This window comes from Bacillus sp. 11B20, assembly GCF_056098985.1.
On the sequence record NZ_JBLZWZ010000009.1, the window covers coordinates 511,612 to 532,378 of the forward strand.

The 20,767-nt window shown below is 40.5% G+C and carries 15 protein-coding genes; 3 read left to right on the forward strand and 12 right to left on the reverse strand.

Going from position 1 to position 20,767, the window contains the following annotated elements; genetic code table 11:
* Nucleotides 1-21: 21 nt before the first annotated feature.
* The gene (locus ACN6NB_RS16900) at nucleotides 22-2,559 is read left to right on the forward strand and encodes a glycosyltransferase (RefSeq protein ID WP_144491544.1); all 2,538 of its coding nucleotides are present in this window, start codon (nucleotides 22-24) and stop codon (nucleotides 2,557-2,559) included.
* 108 nt (nucleotides 2,560-2,667) lie between these two features.
* Here ACN6NB_RS16900 and ACN6NB_RS16905 read toward each other — a convergent pair whose 3' ends face one another.
* The 3 genes from ACN6NB_RS16905 to tagD form a co-directional block, all read right to left on the reverse strand.
* Complete coding sequence (locus ACN6NB_RS16905; protein ID WP_144516275.1) at nucleotides 2,668-4,947, reverse strand: CDP-glycerol glycerophosphotransferase family protein; 2,280 nt, start codon at nucleotides 4,945-4,947, stop codon at nucleotides 2,668-2,670.
* A gap of 43 nt (nucleotides 4,948-4,990) precedes the next feature.
* Nucleotides 4,991-6,457 carry an alpha-glucosyltransferase N-terminal domain-containing protein gene (locus ACN6NB_RS16910; RefSeq protein ID WP_126682378.1) on the reverse strand — a complete coding sequence of 489 codons (1,467 nt, stop codon included), beginning with the start codon at nucleotides 6,455-6,457 and terminating at the stop codon, nucleotides 4,991-4,993.
* A 95-nt stretch (nucleotides 6,458-6,552) separates the two neighbouring features.
* A complete protein-coding gene (gene tagD / locus ACN6NB_RS16915) occupies nucleotides 6,553-6,942 on the reverse strand; it encodes a glycerol-3-phosphate cytidylyltransferase (RefSeq protein WP_034281137.1) in 390 nt (129 codons plus the stop codon).
* Between the two features lie 368 nt (nucleotides 6,943-7,310).
* On the opposite strand from tagD, the gene ACN6NB_RS16920 reads away from it, so the two are divergent.
* The gene (locus ACN6NB_RS16920; protein WP_039181899.1) at nucleotides 7,311-8,081 is read left to right on the forward strand and encodes a WecB/TagA/CpsF family glycosyltransferase; all 771 of its coding nucleotides are present in this window, start codon (nucleotides 7,311-7,313) and stop codon (nucleotides 8,079-8,081) included.
* An 11-nt stretch (nucleotides 8,082-8,092) separates the two neighbouring features.
* Nucleotides 8,093-9,283, forward strand: coding sequence for a CDP-glycerol glycerophosphotransferase family protein (locus ACN6NB_RS16925; RefSeq protein WP_126682379.1), 1,191 nt, complete (start codon nucleotides 8,093-8,095; stop codon nucleotides 9,281-9,283).
* A 17-nt stretch (nucleotides 9,284-9,300) separates the two neighbouring features.
* Here the strand turns inward: ACN6NB_RS16925 and ACN6NB_RS16930 are convergent, their stop codons facing one another.
* The 9 genes from ACN6NB_RS16930 to ACN6NB_RS16970 form a co-directional block, all read right to left on the reverse strand.
* A complete protein-coding gene (locus ACN6NB_RS16930) occupies nucleotides 9,301-11,931 on the reverse strand; it encodes a glucosaminidase domain-containing protein (RefSeq protein WP_144491547.1) in 2,631 nt (876 codons plus the stop codon).
* A 124-nt stretch (nucleotides 11,932-12,055) separates the two neighbouring features.
* Nucleotides 12,056-13,006 (reverse strand): mannose-6-phosphate isomerase, class I, encoded by a 951-nt coding sequence (gene manA / locus ACN6NB_RS16935; RefSeq protein WP_058837516.1) that lies wholly within the window; start codon nucleotides 13,004-13,006, stop codon nucleotides 12,056-12,058.
* Between the two features lie 147 nt (nucleotides 13,007-13,153).
* A complete protein-coding gene (locus tag ACN6NB_RS16940) occupies nucleotides 13,154-13,975 on the reverse strand; it encodes a carbohydrate ABC transporter permease (RefSeq protein WP_144489985.1) in 822 nt (273 codons plus the stop codon).
* Nucleotides 13,972-14,943, reverse strand: a complete 972-nt coding sequence (locus tag ACN6NB_RS16945; RefSeq protein ID WP_186315101.1) for a carbohydrate ABC transporter permease — start codon at nucleotides 14,941-14,943, stop codon at nucleotides 13,972-13,974. Before ACN6NB_RS16945 ends, ACN6NB_RS16940 begins: the two co-directional genes overlap by 4 nt.
* A gap of 55 nt (nucleotides 14,944-14,998) precedes the next feature.
* Nucleotides 14,999-16,264, reverse strand: coding sequence for an ABC transporter substrate-binding protein (locus tag ACN6NB_RS16950; protein ID WP_144491548.1), 1,266 nt, complete (start codon nucleotides 16,262-16,264; stop codon nucleotides 14,999-15,001).
* 102 nt (nucleotides 16,265-16,366) lie between these two features.
* Nucleotides 16,367-17,785, reverse strand: a complete 1,419-nt coding sequence (locus tag ACN6NB_RS16955) for a response regulator (protein WP_144491549.1) — start codon at nucleotides 17,783-17,785, stop codon at nucleotides 16,367-16,369.
* Nucleotides 17,779-19,221 carry a sensor histidine kinase gene (locus ACN6NB_RS16960; protein WP_474253498.1) on the reverse strand — a complete coding sequence of 481 codons (1,443 nt, stop codon included), beginning with the start codon at nucleotides 19,219-19,221 and terminating at the stop codon, nucleotides 17,779-17,781. The genes ACN6NB_RS16955 and ACN6NB_RS16960 overlap by 7 nt, the downstream gene beginning before the upstream one ends.
* On the reverse strand, nucleotides 19,218-20,219 hold the full coding sequence (locus tag ACN6NB_RS16965; protein WP_144491550.1) for a sugar-binding protein: 1,002 nt from the start codon (nucleotides 20,217-20,219) through the stop codon (nucleotides 19,218-19,220). The genes ACN6NB_RS16960 and ACN6NB_RS16965 overlap by 4 nt, the downstream gene beginning before the upstream one ends.
* A 67-nt stretch (nucleotides 20,220-20,286) precedes the next feature.
* On the reverse strand, nucleotides 20,287-20,742 hold the full coding sequence (locus ACN6NB_RS16970; RefSeq protein WP_144489979.1) for a GNAT family N-acetyltransferase: 456 nt from the start codon (nucleotides 20,740-20,742) through the stop codon (nucleotides 20,287-20,289).
* Nucleotides 20,743-20,767 lie beyond the last annotated feature (25 nt).

A 20,767-nucleotide genomic window follows, 5' to 3' on the forward strand; every position in this document is an offset into this window, starting at 1 on the left:
ACATGAAGGGGCTTAACATTAATGAGAATCAAGCAATTCAAAAAAATCGTTACAAGAAAGATTAAATTTATTTTAGATCCACTAATTGAATTTTCCAGAGATTCGCGACTTCGTATTAGAAGTAAATACACCTCCTATTTAGAGAAAAACCCAGTAAGAAGTAATTATATTCTATATGAAGCTTATCATGGCAAAAGTATTTCTGGAAATTGTTATGCAATTTTTCTAGGCTTGATGAAAGATAGTACTTTTAAAGATTTACATCATGTTTGGGTCATTAATGATTTTAATGATCCAATGATTGCAGAATTAAAGCAGAAAACTTCTAATATTTCCTTTGTTAAAGTTGATAGTAACGAATATCTAAAATATTTAGCAACTTCTAAATATTTAGTTAATGATACATCATTTCCTTTTTATTTTATTAAAAGAGACGAGCAAGTTTATATTAATACATGGCATGGAACTCCTTTAAAAACTTTAGGGAAGGATCTTAATAAAAGATCAATGTCTGGTCATAAAAATATCCAAAGAAATTTGCTTCATTGTGATTACCTTATTAGCCCGAATACTTTTACGTATGAAAAGTTACTAAAATCAAATGATGTATTTGGGATATTTGCCGGGAAAATTGCAAATATCGGTTATCCTAGAGTAGATTTAACATTAAACACTAGCAGTGAAAGTGTGAAAGAAAGATTAGACTTACCTTTTAATAAAAAAATTGTTCTTTATGCTCCAACATGGAGAGGAACAATAGGTGCCGAAGAGGATACTTGCTATACATTGCATAGTGAAGTTGTGAAAATTCAGCAGGCGCTTGGTGATGATTACTTAGTACTTTTAAAATCCCATTACTTTTCTTATAAATTTTTTAAACAGAGCGGTCTTGAACATCTTTGTGTTCCAAACTGGATTGATACAAATGAACTTTTATCGGCTATAGACATTTTAATTACAGATTATTCAAGTATCTTTTTCGATTTCCTACCTTTAAAAAGACCTGTCTTTTTCTATATGCCTGACTTACGTGAATATGAATCAGAGAGAGGTTTTTATATAGATATAACCAAACTTCCAGGACCTATCTGTGAAAGTATAATTGATTTAATTGACAGCCTAGGCCAACTAAACAGTTTAAATAACTTCAATAAACAATTTGAAAGTCAATACAATGAGTTTTTAGATGAATACTGCTCTTATGATGACGGAAATGCTACTGATCGACTCATTGACATAATATTCAAAGGGAAAAATCAAGATGAATTAATCAAGGTTGAAAGCAATAAACAAAAATTACTTTTTTATTGTGGGGGCTTCTACAATAATGGTATAACCGTTTCAGCGACTAATTTATTTGATCAGATTGATTACAACAAATATGAAGTTGTCGTCATTGATAACTCAAATTATCATAAGGATAAATGGATGAACATACAAAAACTTCATCCTAATGTTCATATTATTTATAGACCAGGTTTTGTTAATAGAACATTAATAGAAACATATAAACAGAATCTAATTTTCCGCCGTGGTATATACAATAACAAAATGTTAAAATACACTCCAGTAAACTCATACAAAAGAGAATTAAAGAGAATTATTGGTAATACGAAGTTTGATGTGGGAATAGACTTTGGAGGATATAACAAATTTTGGACCCTTCTCTTAGCATTCGGAGATTTTAAAGTCAAAAGTATTTTCCTACATGCTGACATGATGAAAGAGTATAACAAGAAAGTGAACCACAAATATAAACATCGCGGTAACCTAAAAGTAATTTTCTCACTGTACAAGTTCTTCGATAGAATTGTTTCAGTTGCCGAATCGACTAACATAGAAAATCACTTGAATTTAAGCCCTTATATTCCTAATGCTTTAGAGAAAATGGTTTTTGTTAATAATGTAATCTCGCCTAACAAAGTACTTCAAATGAAAGAAAATAAAGAGATTATAGAATTTAATAATGAGAGATATTTAATTACTTATCAAAATGATAAAAACGAATCCATCGGTCTTAATTTATCCGGGATACCACTTCCAAATAAGGAGTATATCAACTTTATAACAATAGGAAGATTATCTCCTGAAAAAGGGCAAAAGAAATTAATTTCTGCTTTTTCACAATTACACAAACAATACCCAAAAGCTGTATTGTATATAGTGGGTGAAGGGCCTTTAAAAAGAGAATTAAAAGATCACACAAAAAAATTACATCTAGAACATTGCGTGTTTTTTGTTGGACAACTCGAAAATCCATTTTCTTTACTAGATGAATGTGATTGTTTTGTCTTATCATCAGATTATGAAGGACAAGGTTTGGTTCTCATGGAAGCAATGATTCTAAAAAAACCAATTATAGCTACCGATGTAACTGGAGTGCATTCCGTCTTAGAGGGTGGATACGGATTATTAGTTGATAATAATGAAACTGCGCTATTTAATGGTATGTCTGATTTTATCCAGAATAGTATGGAACAAAAATCCTTTGATTATGAAAAGTATAATAGCGAGGCGCTAGATCTCTTCTACAAAAATGTCTGTACAAAAACTAATTAATCACTTATATACAGAATAAATTATATGTATTTAAAAACACCTTTGGATAATGGTCAAGTATTGAACTTGATACCTTCCAAAGGTGTTTTTCTATCTATAAGAAAACAATTAAAAGCGTTCCGAATTAAAAACTACTTCAACCACCCGCTTCGATGACTCTCCGCTCTCTAAGTAACAGAATTTCTCATAAAACGGTGCAAATGATTCTGGTAGTGTAAAGGTCGGCTGTTCTGTTTCTCTTATCCAGTCAATAACACTTGCTGTTTCTTTCACAAGCGGTCCAGGTGCTTCTTGTTCAAAGTCGAAGTAGAAGCCTCTGAGCTTGTCTCGATAGGTTTCAATGTCTGGCACATAGAACAGCATCGGACGTTTGAGGTTTGCATAATCAAAGAACACAGATGAGTAATCTGTGATGAGCAGATCTGAAATCATATAAAGGTCTCTAATGTCTTCGTAATGAGAGAAGTCATAGGCAAAGCCTTCATATGGTCCTAAATCAAAGTTTTCAGCAACTAGATAGTGCATACGCAGAATGATAATATATTCATCTCCGATAGCAGCTCTCAGCTCATGCAGATCAAGGTCTAAATCAAATTTGTACTGCCCTTTTTTATAAAATTGATCGTCTCTCCATGTCGGTGCGTATAAGATCAATTTTTTATCGAGCGGCAGGTTCATTTTTTGTTTCAGTGCTCTCATCGTTTCTTCATTGTTTTGATTGTGAAGGAAGTCATTTCTCGGATATCCTGACTCAATCATGGTCTTTTGAAATTGGAACGCACGTGTAAAGATTTCAGTCGAGTAGGCATTAGGAGAGATGAGATAATCCCAATTCGATGCTTCTTTCGTGAAATTCTTTTTGTATTTCTTCGTATTTGTTCCAGGCATATGCACCTCGTCCATGTCCATTGCCAGTCGTTTTAACGGAGTACCATGCCAAGTCTGCAAGTATGTTGTGTGATCTGGCTTTGGAACCCATAGCGGCAGACGGCTGTTTACGACCCAGTACTCGGCTCTTGCCATCGCAAAAATCCATTTCAATGACAGACGATTGATATAATAGATGCCTTTTTCCTTAAACGGTGCTTCATGACCCTTTTTAACGCTCCAGATCAGCGTATATTCAGGGTGATTTTCTTTCATATACTCATAAATACCACGCGGATTACAACTGAATTGTTTTCCGTTAAAGCTTTCAAAAACAACGGTTTTCTTTTTCACAGACAGCTTACTCGCCAGTTTAAAGGTCGTTTTAAATGTTCTTGTCACAAGGCGGTTACGGACTTTTTTGATTTTACCGATCTTCTTTTTGAATTTCTTCCACTTGCTTTTGACGTAATACTTGGCACGTGTTTTCATGGTGTAGTCATTAATACGGATGCCAAGCGTTTGTCTTTTTTTCTTTCGGTACACTTCATATCGAATCGGTACATCGTTTCGCTTATGAATTTGAACAAGTCCTTTGAGTTTGTTCGAGCGGTCTCCAAGCACTAAAGAAGTGGTTGTTAATGTTTCCTCTACTCCGTTCACATCGCAGATAAATTCAAGATAGAAGCGATATACAAGGCGTCTGTTCAAGGAATAGGTCAATTCCTCTAAAGGAACTTCTGCTAAAAATTGATAAAGCTGTGGTACCTGTTGATCATCACGGTATTCGATCACTTCATCTTTTATATGGGTGATATTGACCGGAAAACGATGTTCAATTGGTTCTTCACCATTTTTCTTCAATAGAAGTTTTGCTTCTTTGATCTCATATGGATGTTCTGCACTTAGAACACCTGCATACCCGGATAAAGATAACATACATCCTTTGTTGAGCTCGATTTGATTGAATTTCACAACCTTTAGCTCACGCTTGATTTTCAAAGAAGCATTCCCTTTGTCTGTGCGGTATGGAATGATATACAGCATGGCGTCTTTATTTTCTAAAAAAGTCAGCTCAGGCTTTTCTACTTCCATTTTTAAACGGCGTTTATAGTTTGACGTTTTCTCTTCAGATACATTATCTGTATTGATATCTGCTTCTTTTACTTCTTCTTCCTCTTCTTCGGAATCAGAATCATAAGTTGAGTCCTCAAGCTCGTCCTCATCCTCTTCTTGGTTTGTGCTTAAATAGTCCGTGACATACAAGTTATATGTCTGGCCTTGCTCTAACGCAAGCGGCAGCGATGATTCACTCAATACCAATTTGAATAGATTCTCTTCTTGATGAACAAGCGGAAGGAAAAGCTCTTGTTTTGATACTCTTTCCCTCATAAACAAATAAAATTCCCTATCTGTTAATGGCATGTCATCATCGATGCGAATCAGCATTTCTAGTTTCTCATGGTGATTTTTTAACCCTTCAACAACACTCTTCTTCTTATGAATTCCCTCTTCAATCATTAATCGTTAATCTCCTCTGTTCAGAAATCTTACCGTTATATGGCTATTTCACTTTCCAAGAATAGTTTCCTTGCTTCGTTTGATATGACCATCCATCGATGGACGATGGTTTATTCGTAAGCAGCTCGCCTTCTATTTCTAGACGCTGCAACACCTCTTGAAGTTCTTCTGTTTTAAAACGAATGTAAAAATCCACAAATTTCGTTTGGTTGATTTCAATGTTTTTCTTTGTTTGAAAATGGCCAATTGGGAAGCTGACTAAAAGGTTTTCATCGATTGTTTGAGAAATGATTTCAGCTCCATTCACTCGATCATATCCTGCAAAATCGATTTGCACATGATTCGCATGACTCATTTCATCTTTTAACTCAAGCTGAAGATGAAGAACGTGGTTCTCAGAGCTCAGATCACGCAAGATCCATTTTGTACAATCCACAATCCTTCTTAGTTCATCTTTACGCTCACGATTTTCGAGCATATGATGAAGTGCTGTATTCCAAACCGACATTTTATCAGAAGGTATCATATAAAAATAGGCTTGTTCTCCTAAAATCTTCTCGACATCTTCTTTATGCTTAGTATCCCCAAAGAACACGGCATCCACTTGCTGTTTTCTTATTTGTTTAAACAATTCTTCATATTGGGGTTTCAGCTGATGCTGCTCTTCCTCATAATGTGAGTCATGCACAAATGCAGCATAATAAGTTGTTTCAGGCTGCTCAATTTTAAACAAGTGGCGGTCTTGATCCCGGTCTTCTGTAATCATCAATTTCAAACGGTCATTTTGTGATTGAATGCTGGATAGCCATAATTGTTTAATATCCGTCTTCTTTGTAAATGTTTGAATTCCTGTTTTTTTATACCAATTAATATGCCGAACTGGATTCTTTTTTACATCTCCATGGTAGATGAACTCCATATAAATACTGCCATCGTCATTGATCAATTCCTCCAAGTATAGTGCACCTGTATGGGGAACAAAACTTTGTACTCTGCATAAAACGCCCTGCCAATTATATTCTTCCCTTTTCACCAATTGCCGCTCTTCATTATACTGTTCAATATAACAAATGGGAGAAGAAGACCGTTCATATCTCGTCACCTGAATCTTGGATTCTTCTGCTGGAATTACGGCTTCATTGATCGAATGCGATGATTCACCGACAATAAATTCCGAGTAACGTCTTTTACTTCCGCTTTCCGGTAGAATATAGTGTTCATACACATTCAAGATCTCAACCTCAGGAGAAAAAATTTCTTCCATGCGGTGAATACGTTCCTTCATATTTACATCATAATTCAAAGTTAAAATTGCAGTACGTTTATGTGGATCAACTAATGGTTCTATTCTTGCCTTTAAAGACTTCGTTAAGCTCTCATCCTGTTTTGGTACATCGCCCATAATAAAGTAGTAGTCCATATCAGGCATGTCCACTGAGGCCATTGTTTCATGTTGTTCAGGTTGATCAAATGTGTCTTCAACTTTTTTTTTCATCCAATTTTGAAACAAAGGAAGCTCTCCTTCATAATATTGTTGACTTACTCATTGTATTTTACATGAAAAAGTACTTCTTACCAAAAGATAAGAAGTACTTTTTTGATCTATTAAAGTCCAGCAATTTCTTCTTTAATTTGGGTTGTCGAGATGCCTTCGGTTCTCTTCAAGTAAACGACTTCGCAATGTTCTTTTAAGAAATCGAACTTGCCTTCCCAGTCATCTCCCATCACAAACACATCAATATCATGCTCTTGCACATCATGGACTTTTTGATCCCAGCTGTTTTCTGGAATAACTTCGTCTACATAACGAATGGTTTCAAGAATCAGCTTTCTATGCTCGTAACTGTGATAAGCTTTTTTTGATTTTTGTAAATTAAACTCGTCTGTAGAGATGGCCACCACTAAGTAATCTCCAAGCTGCTTTGCACGTTCTAGCAGCTTAATGTGCCCCCAGTGTAATAAATCAAATGTACCGTAAGTAATAACTTTCTTCATTGCAAACATAAACTCCTTTCTTTCATCCTTATTCGTCTGCTTTAGGGCAGTAATGTTTATCCGTAATCCTATTATCATCGATCATTTTCTCGCTCTTCGGAACTTCATTATATCACAACGCCTATGAAAGGTTAAGAAAATGTAAAGACAAACTATTTCCAATTTATTGGGCGCAGGAGGAAAAGTCCGAGGAATCAATGTTTCACAGAGGATCGTCCATTTGAATTGATGAAAATGTCATGAAATTTAAAGGTTTGTAAAGTTATTGTTAATATTTCATGGAGCATCTGTGATAAAATGATGAGTAGGCGAAAAATGATTTTACAATGAACGTTCATAGATAACAAGTTAAAAAGGAGGTCTAAACAATGCAAACAGAAGTGGTCTCTAACCTTTCTTATGTAAACGGCGACTTAGATGAATTTATCAGCTATATGAACCAGCATCATATTTCTCAGAAAAGAGGCGCCATGATTGCAACTGTCAATCCAGAGATAGGCTATGCCGTCATGAAGGATCATGCGTACCATCAAGTCGTCTCATCTGCGGATTATGTACTGCCGGATGGCGTAGGCGTCGTGTTGATGTCTCGCATGACCCAAAGTCCGCTTAAGTCAAGAATTGCCGGCTTTGATGTCTTCATGTCTATGCTTGATCTAGCAAACAAGCAGTCTAAAAGAATCTTTTTATATGGTGCGAAAAAAGAAGTGCTTGAGGCTGTGAAACAGCGAATTGATACGGAATATCCAAATGTGGTCCTTGCCGGAAGCTGTGACGGCTATCAAGCAGATAAACGTTTCGTAGCAAAGCAAATTGCGCGCTCGAAACCTGATATGGTGTTCGTTGCATTAGGTTATCCAAACCAGGAGAACTTTATTTACGAATACCGCCATTTATTCCCGCAGGCTGTTTGCATCGGTTTAGGCGGAAGCTTTGATGTATTTAGCGGAACGGTGAAGCGTGCACCACGCTGGATGATTAAGACAAATACAGAATGGCTGTACAGATTGATTGTGAATCCATGGAGATGGAAACGAATGCTGAATATTCCTAAGTACGCTTTTGCCGTATTGAAGGAAAGCAAAGGAAAAAAACGTTACTATCCTGAGCAGGTAAAGGATCAGACGAAGCAGCTGTGAGAGACTGACAAATGATGAATATACGCTCAATGATGATTTCATGTTACGCAGCTTTTATTTCTTTCATTGGATGGCTGATGAGCGGCGTGAAACCGCGTGAAAACCAGGTGACGCTGCTTGTTTCGTTCCAAGAGAATGCGGCTGCTCTCATTCATACTTATCAACAACAGGCGAACATGACAATGAAGCTTACTGTCCTCTATACGAAGCATGCTTCTGCGATAGAAAAGGACGGGCCTCATCTGTCATTTCGCTATTTTCATGAAAAAAATCCTCTCCATCTCATTCAATGTATGTATACGATGTTTAAAAGCAAGGTTGTCGTGACGGATAATTACTTTCTCATGACGAGTGTGCTTAGAAAACGGCCTTCTACCACCTGTATTCAAGTATGGCATGCCAATGGCGCTTTGAAAAAGTTCGGGCTTGAAGATGCTTCAAATTCTGAACGAAGTCCCCGTGACATCGAGCGCTTCAAACGTGTCTATGCGTCTTTCGACTATATCGTAACAGGCTCAGATCACATGCGTGAGATTTTCAAGACCTCGTTTGGAGCCAATGATGAACGCTTTTTACCAACTGGTGTACCACTGACGGATCTGTACTATGAACAGCATCAGCCTTCCTTAAAGCTGAATGATATCCCAAAAGGGAAAAAGATCCTGCTCTATACACCGACCTATCGAGACTTTGCAATGGACAGTCTTGTCCTGCCTTTTTCAAAAGAGCAATTGCAAACTGAGCTGAATGGCGATTATATTCTGCTCGTCAAGCTTCATCCTGCAGTCAAACATTTAGCGAAAGCAGAAACAGACGGTGAATGGATATTTGATGTGTCCGATCAGCCGCTCTATCCATTGCTTTGTGCTTGTGATGTCCTAGTGACAGATTATTCGTCGATTGTGTTTGAATATGCACTGCTCGAAAAGCCTGTCTTGTTCTTCACTTATGACTTAGACACTTATCGGGAGAAACGCGGCTTAGTTGATCGGTATGAAGACATCATTCCTGGAAAGGCTTGCGTCACACAGGACATGCTCTTGCAGGAGCTTTTACACCTAAACGGATCAACCAATAAAGAACGAATCAAAACCTTTGCTGAGGAATGGAACCAATATTCAAAGGGACAATCAAGTCAGCAGCTCCTTTCATTCATTGAACAGCAGCTGCTCTTACAAAAAAAACGTCCGGCTTCTCAATAGGAAGCACGGACGTTTTTTTATTTGTTATACACTGGGATATCGTAATACAGCGTATAGTCATCAAGCAGGTTATACAAACTATACATACGAGTGACTTGCTTAGAAGCCCAGCCAATATCTGTTGCATATTGATGAGTTGCTGTAGCAGACCAGCGCATTTTATAAATCGTATCTTGTTTGTATGTCGCATTATTGATGTAGCTGTTGCCAATGAATTTTGCCCCGCCAATAATCGCAGCCTCTGGTGTGAACCATTGCTGTTCATACGCATACTTTGCACCGAGATAATTCGGATTGCTGTCATATGCACCAATGCCATACATGTTATATACTTTCTTTCCATTAAACATTGTACCATTCGCTAGAATGGAACTTCCGTTACCCGTTTCAAGCAACGCATGAGAAATAAGATAAATTTCGTTGATATGATACGTTTTTGCTGCTGTAATAAAGGCTTGTCCTTTACCAGCAAGAATCCCTTTGCCTGCTAAAATCTTAGTATTGACCTCTGCCGGATTGAGATTCGCAGCTTCAGAGAGTTTCAGAAATTGAAAATAAGATTGCGTGCCTTCTGCAATATTAGCTGGATCTACATATTTTTGCACCTCTGCTGCACTTGCATTTCTCCAGCCGAGGTTGATCCTGATCCAGTTTCCTTCTTTTCCAAGCTGTTTCACTTTTGCTCCTTTATTCAGCTGTGCCACAATGTTGCTTGCAGAGCTCGAATCAGGTGTTGAACGGACATTTAAGCCATCTGTATTCACTGTCGATGTTGCTTGGTCTACATATGCTGCATAGACATAGGCCGCACCATCTGTCTGTGGTGACACCTTCATTTGTTTGTTTACCATCTCATTGACAGTGAGGTTGTAGTTCGTTTGCATGACCATTGGGCCATTTTTAATTTTTACGGCTGTGGCAGTCCAGCCATATTGGCTTTTCACAAATGCAATGGCTTCATTTACAGTTGGTAATCCTGTAAATTGCTGCGTAATGTTGATTTTGTAAGTTGGTTTCGTTGTTGTTGTATACGCAGCGGTTTCATTCCGTTTTTTGAAAAATGCCATGCCTTGGTCACGCAGTGCAGCTGTTGAGATGGCACCTGTTTTGATCTGATATTGAGCATAATCGACTGCGCCTGTTTTTTGTGCAGCAGCCTTCATTTTTTGTTTCGTCAAATAGCTGAGTGCTTGATTCAGTTTTGTCTGATTCACTGTCGGCTCTGTCGTGATACGGTATTGCTTGACCACTTCTGTCAGCGTTTTTGTACTGCTGGCAATACCATTTTTCTTGATGATCTCTTGAGCCTGCTTCACTTTAGTTTGTTCATATACAGGTGTTGTCTTAAGACTATATGTTTTGCTGACAGCCTGTCCCTTGCTTGTCTTGATGCTGCTTGTCACCTTCTGCGTTTTTAAGTATGCGGCACCTTTATTCACTTTCGCTTGGTCCACTGCTTGATTGACGACGAGTCGATATGTGCTGTCTGATACCTTGCCTGTTTTTTTCGTTGTTGCAGATACTTTTTTCTTTTGGAAGAAAGCCGCTGCTTTTTTCGCTTGGTCATCTCCTAAAAGATTCCCTGTCACTACTTGATATGGCTGTGTAGAAGAAATCTTTTTGGACGTGTAGCGCCATTTCTTTTTCTTGAAAAAAGCTATCGTTTTTGCGTAAGCTGTATCGTTCAATTGATTGAGCTTTACGATATAATTTTTTGTTTTTCCCACTCGCTGCACAGTACCTGCAGCACCGGTTTGCTTCTTAATTTGAGCCGCAGCTGAAGCTGCTTGTTTGTTGTCTTTGAAATAGCCTGATTCCAAGCTGTAGACATTTTTTAAGGCTCCTGTCTTTTGAATCTTCCCGCTGATTTTTGCTTCTTTTTGCAGCTGAGTAAGGAGTGTCTGTGCTTTCGACTGGTTCGCTTGTGCAGCGGATGTGACGATGTAATACGGCTTACCCGCTGTTACCGTTTGAAGCACTGGTTTTAAACCGGATGCCTTCTGAAAACCTTGCAGAATCGTATTCGCCTTACTTTGTCCAACAATACCGCTTGAAATCAGCTGATATACAGTGCCAGCTTTGTTTTCGGTTTGGTATGTACTGGTGACGCCTGCCTGCTTTTGCAACTCGGTTTGAATATTTTTCACTTTCGTTTCAGAATCAATGGTTCCTGATATGACCTGATAAGAAGGCCTACTTTGATTGATAACTTCATAGGAGCTATTGAGCCCAGATGTTTTTGTTAGCTCAAGTGAGAGCTTTTTCGCCTGATTTTCATCGTTAACTGGGTCAGATACGACCTTTTGTAAAGGAAGGCGGTCACCTACTGGAGACACCGTACCGCTCATGCCCACCTCTTTTTTTAATGCAGCTGCACTTGCACTCGCTGCTGCTTGTGACTCATATCCTGAGGCAGTGAGCTGATAGCTCGACGTATTTCCTGAGGTTTGATAAGTGGCTGTCCACTTTTTGTCCTTCTTCAGTGTTTCCACTGCTTTTTTCACTTCTGCTTCTGTTGTAAATACCTTTGTGGTGTTCATCGTATAAATGGATTGGTCGACATAGGAGGCTGCTTGCGCTTCTTTACCCGTGTGTAATGTCATACCAAAGGCAGCTGCGAGTAACATAATCTTGATGGTTTTTTTCACGTTCCCTGTCCCTCTCTTAACTTTGCATAATAGTCTACTAATCTCTTTATCGACAAAAACAAGTACTCTTTCAAGTCATTTATGCAATAGAAAAATAGAGGACCCTCTTGAAGTCCTCTTTGCCTTATATATGCGACACAATCAGTTCACAAGATCCTTCAATTGAGAAGCTTCCTGTTTCAGCCGGCAGAATAAAATGAGCGCCCTTTGGCAGTGGATATGTGTTTCCGTCATGCTCTAAAGACCCTTCTCCATCAATCACACTGCATAGCAAAAACGGATAATCCTGAGAAAGCTCTACTTTTTGATCAATTTCCCATTTATACACAGAGAAGTATTCTGCTTCAACAAATGTACGAATGGTCACTCCTCGGCGTGTTTCAACTGATTCATCTGCATAACCGTCTACATGAGGAACCGTCGTGACATCAATTGCTTGTGCAAAATGAAGTTCACGTTCGTTGCCATCCTGGTCTTTTCGTTCATAATCATATACGCGATAGGTTGTATCTGAGCTTTGCTGCGTTTCAAGGACAAGCGTTCCTTCGCAAAGTGCATGAATGGTACCGCTTGGCACATAATAAAAATCACCAGGCTTAATTTTCACCCGCCGCAAAAGACCTTCCCAATCTCCGCTATTCATCATGGTGACAAGCTCAGTTCTTGTTCTTGCATTGTGCCCATAGATCATTTCCGCTCCTTCTTTGCAGTCAATGATATACCAGCACTCTGTTTTTCCAAGCTCGCCATTTTCATGTCTTTCCGCATAATCATCATCTGGATGTACTTGAACAGACAAGTCTTGGTTTGCATCTAAAATTTTGGTTAACAGTGGGAAGCGATCGCCTTCTATCCCCCCGAACAATTCTCTATGATTGTCCCAAAGTTCGATCAGCGTTTTCCCTTTATATGGACCGTCTTGCACGACACTTGGTCCGTTTGGATGAGCAGAAATTGCCCAGCATTCTCCCGTTTGATCAGAAGGAATATCGTAGCCAAATTGATCCCTTAAGGCTGTACCTCCCCATATTCTTTCCTTCAATTCAGGCAGTAAAAAAATTGGTGACTGCTTCATTCAGGATGACTCCTCCCTTTGCTACCCTTTGATAATCCTTACCTAGCTTGATGAAAACTAGTAAGTCTCAACTTTTATTATGACGCTATCTAAAGAGAAGTCAATCCTTTCAGTACACCGAATGAAAACGATAACACAAAAATTGTTTTACCCTTTGACAGAGCCTGCAAGAAGCCCTTTGACAAAGTATTTTCCAAGAAGAATATAGACGAGTAGTGTCGGCAGCGCAGCCAATATCGCTCCTGCCATTTGGACGTTCCACTGCACAATTTGACTGCCTGATAGATTTTGCAAGGCAACCATCACCGGCTGATGCTCCGCAGTGGTCATCGTGACTGCAAATAAAAATTCATTCCACACATTTGTGAACTGCCAAATGGCGACCACAACAAACCCTGTGATCGAAAGCGGAAGAATCATATGTCTGAAAATCCCGATAAACCCTGCGCCATCCATTTTCGCCGATTCAATCATTTCATCTGGGATGCTCACATAGAAATTTCGGAACATGAGTGTTGTGATCGGAAGTCCATACACGACATGGACAAGCACAAGCCCTGGAATTGAATTATACAATCCGACTTCACGCAAAAATTGAATAAGTGGAATTAGAATACTTTGATATGGAATAAACATCCCAAAGAGCATCAGCGTAAAGACGACTTCTGATCCTTTGAAACGCCATTTTGATAATACATAGCCATTCATTGCACCTAATACAGCTGACAATAAAGTAGCAGGAATGACTAGATAAAGAGAATTCATTAAATTGGGTGCCAGCTTTTCAAACGCGATTTGATAGCTTGAAAAATCGATGGTAGATGGCAGCGACCACATTCGCTCAAGGGTGACTTCACCTAATGGCTTCAAGCTAGTGACGAACATGACATAAACTGGCATCAAAAAAAATAGACTGCACAAAATCAATAAAGCATAAAGAACTGGACGGACAAACTGTCTGGCTGTCATGATGAAGCCCCCTTCCGGCTCGACAGGAGGTATGGCACGATAAAGACCGCAACAGAGATCAGCATGACAATCGCAATGGCGGCACCACCTGCATAATGGTTTCCTCTAAAGGTCATTTCAAACATATACACGCCCGGGACATCGGTGACAAAGTTCGCACCCGGTCCTGTCATCGAGTAAATCAAATCGAAAATCTTTAATGAAATATGAGCCATGATGATAACAACACTTGCACTAATCGGTTTTAAAAGAGGAAAAATGATTTTCCAGTAAATCTGCCACTCCGATGCACCATCCATTCTAGCAGCCTCTCTTACTTCCTCTGGAATTCCTCGCAGACCCGCCAAATACATCGCCAGAGAGAAGCCTGTCATTTGCCAAACAGCTGCAATCACGACGGCAATCATGGCCGCAGGTACACCAAACTCAATTTTCCCCCAGACAAATCCAGCCAAAATGTTCGTATCCGTGTACCATTTAGGCTGGATACCGAGCGTTTTCAAAAATAAATTCACCCCTGTTGACGGGTTTAAAATCCATTGCCATACAACCCCTGTGACAACGAAGGAAAGGGCCATCGGAAAGAAGAATAAATTCCGAAAAAGAGATTCCCCCTTGATCTTCTGATCTAGTAAAATCGCAAGTGCAAGACCAGAGACAATGACAGCCCCAATAAAAAATAGAGTAAAAAAGACCGTGTTTCGAAGATCTGACTGAAAGCGGAAATCTTGAAACAGCATGGCATAATTGCGAAGACCTGCGAAAGAGAAATCAGGAACAAGCGTGGTCCAGTTTGATAATGACACATATCCTGTCCAGCCAATAAAGCCGTAAACAAAGATGAATAATAAAACCGCTGACGGGGCTAAAAAGAGCAGCGCCAGCAGCTGATCTCCATTCCATTTTTTCCGCATACGTTTGACCTTGGGCATAGATGTTTTTGTCATCGGCGATGTGTCCATGCGCATGAAGCTACACTCCTTTTAAAAAAGAGGCGGTGCCTAGCCGCCGCCTCTTTCGTCTTTATTTCATTGCATCTTTTAAAGATGATACAAACTGGCTGCTGTCTTTTTGTGTCACGAAGATATTGACGGCTTGATTCGCTTTCGTCACAAACCCTTCTTCAGCAGCTGAGCCATGAGCAAGAGACGGCGCCAGCTTAGCCTCTTTAAATGCCTTCATCGCCGATTTTCCGTATTCATCATATTTTGATACGTCTGCATCCACACGTGCTGGAATCGATCCTTTTAGCGGATTAAACGCATCCTGTCCTTCCACAGATCCTAAAACAGATAAGAATTTCTTCACGTTTTCTGGCTGTTTCACACCCTTTGGCAGTCCGAATGTATCGGTGATCACCATAAAGCTTCCTTCCGTTCCAGGAGTCGCCGTGTATCCAAAGTCTTGATTCACCTTCAAATCAAGATCATTCACAAAGTACCCCTTCGCCCAGTCACCCATGACATTCATTGCAGCTTCGCCTTTTGCCACGAGCTGTGAGGCATCCTGCCAGTTACGTGAGCTGTGATCATCATTGACGTATTCGAGCATGCGCCCAAAGATGTCTGCCGCTTCCTTCACTTTCGGGTCATCCATTTTCATGTCGCCAGCCCAAAGTTTTTGATAACCATCTGCCCCTAATACACCAAGCAAAACACTTTCAAACAAATGAGTCGCTGCCCAAGGCTCCTTATCTCCAAGCGCAAGTGGCGTGATCCCTTTTTTCTTTAATGCATCTGCTGTTTTGAAAAATTCATCAAATGTCGCTGGCGGCTCTAAGCCTGCATCATCAAATACCTTCTTGTTATACCAAAGCACATTGCCCCTGTGAATGTTCACTGGCACGGAATAGATTTTTCCATCTTTGCTGACAAGATCAATCAGTGATTCTGGAAATTTGTCTTTCCAGCCTTCTTTTTCATATAAATCATCCAGCGGCTCCATTTTGCCTGCCGCGACCCAGCTCTCATTCAGCTCCGCCCCGCCATGCACTTGAAACGTAGCAGGCGGATCATTCCCCTGCATACGGCTAGTCAGAACAGCCTTTGCATTCGTACCAGCACCACCTGCGACAGCTGCATTTTCAATTGGAATATCTTTATTCTTCTCTTCAAACAACTGGATGAGTGCCTTTAGCCCGTCTTCCTCACCCGCTCCTGTCCACCAAGAGAAAATTTCGAGCTTTTCCGTTCCGCCTTCTTTTTTTGCCTCTGAGTTCGTCGATGAACTGCAGGCAGTAACGATCAGCATACAGAGTGCAAGCAGTGTAAAGCCTAATTTGACCTTCATGATTGATCCCCCATCCCTATTTTGTAAGCGTTATCAAAATAAGTATAATGGCAGATCCTTGCTTTTTTTCAGGCAAACTTCTGCACTTTTTTATGAAATTCTTCATTTTTTTACGGCCTGTTTTCGATATTCCTTCGGTGAACAGCCGACCATCTTCTTAAACACACGGCTGACGTAATTAGGATCTGTATATCCTGCTTGATAGGTAATTTCTTTTAAGCTAAGCGAGCTGTCCTTGAGGAGCTTTTTGATTTTATCCAGCCGGCAGTTTGTCACATACTCTTTAAATGTCAGACCCGTCTCGTCTTTAAAACGTTTTGTGAAATAGGTTGGACTTAAATCAACATAAGCGGCTGTTTGCTCAAGTGTGATCTGTTCACAATAATGCGTTTTGATGTAACGTTTTGCCCGCTCAATGTCATTGATGGTCTGGGTTCTCGCTTCATACACGTCAAATAGGTGTTCACAGCACTGACGGCATTCAGCTGCGGTGCTGATTGTCAATATCGATAGATCTGTACGGAGACGTGATTTGAAGAGAATCAGCAGTTCCTTTACTTGTGAAATCGTCGCCCCCTCTAATTGAAAGGCATCAAATAAAGCCAGCGCATCCTCTCTTCTCCCTTCCTCGAGCGCCTGCATCATGCTATCCGCAAGGTCTGGCAGATGAATCAATGGACCGGGCTTTATGTCTGTTTGGTAAAAGCCATAACGAACAACGCTGCCACTCTTTTTTCGCTGATAATAGGAAAGCTTCGCCTCTGCTGCACTTTTCTGAAGATGAAGCGGGTTTGAGACTGGGTGCCCTATGCCAACGACAGGTGAAGGCTGACCGTTTGTCATGGCAGCTCGAATGGCTTGCAGCACCTCTGCCTTAAGCTGACCTGGTCCTTGCTGACTATAAATAAAGCATGTAAACAGTTCACCCCCCATCTGAATAGGCACCGTATGAAATTGTGCAGATTTCTGTAAATCGTTCAACAGTTGATTCCCGCCCGTCCGCTGCACCGCGATGATAAGACCTGCTTCATATTCTGAAAATAGCTGTTGAAACTCCATGGAGGTATAGGATTGACCGTTCATGATATGGACTTCAAGCCACTTTGACTGCTGATCGGCCGCTGCCGCCTGCCGCTGAGACGCCTCCTGCTTTATTTCTGCTGCTACAAATCGAATGGCTGCGATGGTTTCGTCTTTATCAGCTGGTTTGACAAGGTATTGTTTCACCCCTTCTTGCATCGCTTGCTTGGCGTAATCGAATGTATCGTAGGCTGTCAGCATAATGAATTTTGTATGAGGACTGCTTGCTTTGATCTGTTTGATCGCCGCCAGTCCATCCATGCCAGGCATCTGGATATCCATGAGCACAAGATGAATGGGCTCAGATCGCACGAATTCAACCGCCTTCTTTCCATTTTCCGCTTCTCCTGCTATATGACACTCTGGAACCCATTCGGTTAAGAACTTCCGCATCGCTAGTCGTTCTATTTTTTCATCATCGACAATCAGCACGTTCAGCATGCCGGTCCCTCCTTTATCGGAATAGCCAATTGTATGGTGGTGCCTTCGTTTGGCTTTGAATCAATTTGAAGGGCATTTTGCACCCCGTAAAACAAACGCAGTCTTGACATCACATTTCGAAGACCAATTCCTGTCGAGTGGCCTTTACTCAGGATGTTCGGATCTTCCTCTTCTTTTTCTGATAGCAATCTTCTTTTCTCCAATTCATTGATGCCCATCCCATTGTCCCGAATCCGAATCATCACATAGCCGCCTTCTTGATAGATTGAGAGCTCAACAAGTCCCTCTTCCTCCTTTGGTTCGACGCCATGAATGAAGGCATTTTCGACAAGCGGCTGTAAGGTGAGACTTGGGATATGTACAGATAAACACGACTCATCGATGGACGTTTTGCACGTAATACGGTCGGCAAATCTCGTTTCTTGTATATGAAAATACTCTTTTACCACTTTCACTTCTTGTTCCAATGTAACGGATGTACTCAGAGCAGACAGCGAATACCGCATCAGCGTGGAAACGGATTGAATCAATCTCGATGTGGCTTCCGCTGATTCTAAGTAAGCCATCCGCGAAACGATGTTTAATGTGTTAAATAAAAAATGCGGGTTCATTTGGTTTTGCAGCGTTTTTAGCTTCATGTCTTTGATTTTTTGATCCAATGCTGCCTTTTGTTTGATCTCTTCAATCATCATTTTCATCTCTTGCCGCATTCGCTGAAAGGCTTCATTTAAAACAGAAATTTCATCCTTTGAGGTGACATGCAAATTCGCTCCATCAAAATTTCCTTCTGATACTTCTTTTACGCTTCGGGACAGATGAACAATGGGTCTTGATATCCCGCCAGCAATCATATAAGCCATCCATAATGCGACCCCGATTGATAACGTAAACAGGCACAAGGTAAAGAGCGCATAGGTATGATGCCTTTTTTGAAGAGATTGATAGAGTACTTGATATTCAGATAATTCATCATCAAGCAGGGTCATCGTCTGCTCTTGTATATAGGAGGAGACGGTTCTCACTTCCTTCACACTTGCAGCATATTCTTCGATTTTCCCTTCTTTTACATGTGTCATGGTCGCATCACTTTCATTGATGAGCGTCCGTATCATATATTGATATTTTTCAATCGATGGAATCGCAGCATGAAGCCCGGCATCCTTTCGCAGCGCTTGATCGTAGGATTTCATTTTTTGTTTTGACGTAAGGTATTCTTTGGCAAACTTCCGATCCTTTTCAATGGCATAGGCATTGACTTTTTCATACATCGTTTTTGCTTCTGTCGATATATCATTGAGCAGCAGAAAAGAACGGAAGCTCCGGCTATATTCTGATGTGATTTTTGAACTGCTCCAGTAGACAAAAAAAGCGGCTACGTTGCCAAGAAGCACAAGGATTAAAAATGCCAATAACAGCTTACTTCGAATCTTTCTCATGGCTGCATCCCCTGCTTTCTGTCTGTTTGCTGAAGAGGCAGATCCCCGCGCCGGATCACACTCGTTCCCGTGTACTGAAGCGGTTCTTCTTTTTCACCTTTTTGCAAACGAACAAGCGATTCCACCGCTTGATAGCCCATTTCATAAGGATGCTGCACGACCACGGCATCAATCGTTCCATCATCAAGCGCCTGAATCGTATCAGGCAATGTGTCAAATGCAAGCACATAAAAATCAGTGGATGATTGGTACTGTGCGATTGCTTGAATGATGCCTGCACCATCTAATGCACTTGTGCCATAAAATGCGGTGAGCTTCGCATGATCGTTTAATAGTTTATAAGCGGCACCTGAGGCACCTGACTTCGTAATGGCTGATTCTTCTATTCCAGCAATATGAATACGTTTTTCAGCGGAGACGGCATCTCGAAAGCCTTTGACGCGCAGCTTTTGATGAATGGCATCCAGCCTGCCTGTGACAATTCCTACATACTGTTCACCTTTTGTATCTGCGATGAGTGCCTGCCCTGCGATAAAGCCTGAATAGTAATTGTCCGTTCCTACATACACTTGACGCTTGCTCCCTTCTGCATCCGTATCGACGGTGACGACATCAATTCCTTTTTCCCTCGCCTTCTGAAAAAGCGGTTTGTATTTTTTTGCATCAAGTCCCTGCGTCATAATGCCATCAACATGCCCAGCGATCGCCATATCAATGGTTTTCAGATGATCGTCGACATCCGCTTGCTTTGGGCCCAAATATTCTAGATACACGTGATGAACGTCTGCCGCATCAGCAGCTCCTTTTTGTACAAGCTGCCAATATTCGTTATCAAGTTCCTCCGGTACAAGGACAAAATGGTATTGATATGTTGACGCTGTTTTATCGGAAGCGCTTTCAATTTTAAATAAATCTTGACCTAATAACGTTAAAAAAATGACAGATACCGCACAAAATGTGAGAAATGCGCTCATTCCAATCCACTTAGATAATTTCACCGTATCCTCCTCCTTTCACTATTTCCGCATAAAAAAAGAGCTGCTTATAAGCATACTCTCTCGACCTCTATAATTCCTTTGTCATAAATAAACTGTTTGGATCTTCTTGATATGTACCAAAAGGCGGGCCATACTGAAACCCAGCGCTCTCATATAGTTTTCTTGCTGGTTCAAAGAAAGCCATTGCCCCTGTCTCTAAGCTGACACGTGTATACCCGCGCCGTTTTGCCTCTTGGAGAAGATGATTCAGCATATACCTCGCTACACCTTTCCGCATATGGAGGGCTGCAGTTCTCATCGATTTGATTTCCCCATGTTCACTTGACAGCTCCTTTAACGCTCCGCAGCCAAGAAGCTCCTCTCCATCTCGCACACTCCACACGGTGACATCTTGTTTTTTTAAATCAGTTAATGGAAGGGCGTGAATGCTTTCTGGCGGCGAATGCTCCTTCATTTCTTCTATATGTGCAGTAATCAGCTGATCAATTCGTCCATCCGTAAGTTCATCTTGTAGAATATACATTTCCATCACTCCTTCCCGATCATTG

What these genes read in the sequence shown, in the direction of transcription:
- ACN6NB_RS16900 (WP_144491544.1), top strand. Translation starts at nt 22, where the DNA reads ATGAGAATCAAGCAATTCAAAAAAATCGTTACAAGAAAGATTAAATTT.
- ACN6NB_RS16905 (WP_144516275.1), bottom strand. Translation starts at nt 4,947, where the DNA reads ATGATTGAAGAGGGAATTCATAAGAAGAAGAGTGTTGTTGAAGGGTTA.
- tagD (WP_034281137.1), bottom strand. Translation starts at nt 6,942, where the DNA reads ATGAAGAAAGTTATTACTTACGGTACATTTGATTTATTACACTGGGGG.
- ACN6NB_RS16920 (WP_039181899.1), top strand. Translation starts at nt 7,311, where the DNA reads ATGCAAACAGAAGTGGTCTCTAACCTTTCTTATGTAAACGGCGACTTA.
- ACN6NB_RS16925 (WP_126682379.1), top strand. Translation starts at nt 8,093, where the DNA reads ATGATGAATATACGCTCAATGATGATTTCATGTTACGCAGCTTTTATT.
- manA (WP_058837516.1), bottom strand. Translation starts at nt 13,006, where the DNA reads ATGAAGCAGTCACCAATTTTTTTACTGCCTGAATTGAAGGAAAGAATA.
- ACN6NB_RS16940 (WP_144489985.1), bottom strand. Translation starts at nt 13,975, where the DNA reads ATGACAGCCAGACAGTTTGTCCGTCCAGTTCTTTATGCTTTATTGATT.
- ACN6NB_RS16945 (WP_186315101.1), bottom strand. Translation starts at nt 14,943, where the DNA reads ATGCGCATGGACACATCGCCGATGACAAAAACATCTATGCCCAAGGTC.
- ACN6NB_RS16950 (WP_144491548.1), bottom strand. Translation starts at nt 16,264, where the DNA reads ATGAAGGTCAAATTAGGCTTTACACTGCTTGCACTCTGTATGCTGATC.
- ACN6NB_RS16955 (WP_144491549.1), bottom strand. Translation starts at nt 17,785, where the DNA reads ATGCTGAACGTGCTGATTGTCGATGATGAAAAAATAGAACGACTAGCG.
- ACN6NB_RS16960 (WP_474253498.1), bottom strand. Translation starts at nt 19,221, where the DNA reads ATGAGAAAGATTCGAAGTAAGCTGTTATTGGCATTTTTAATCCTTGTG.
- ACN6NB_RS16970 (WP_144489979.1), bottom strand. Translation starts at nt 20,742, where the DNA reads ATGTATATTCTACAAGATGAACTTACGGATGGACGAATTGATCAGCTG.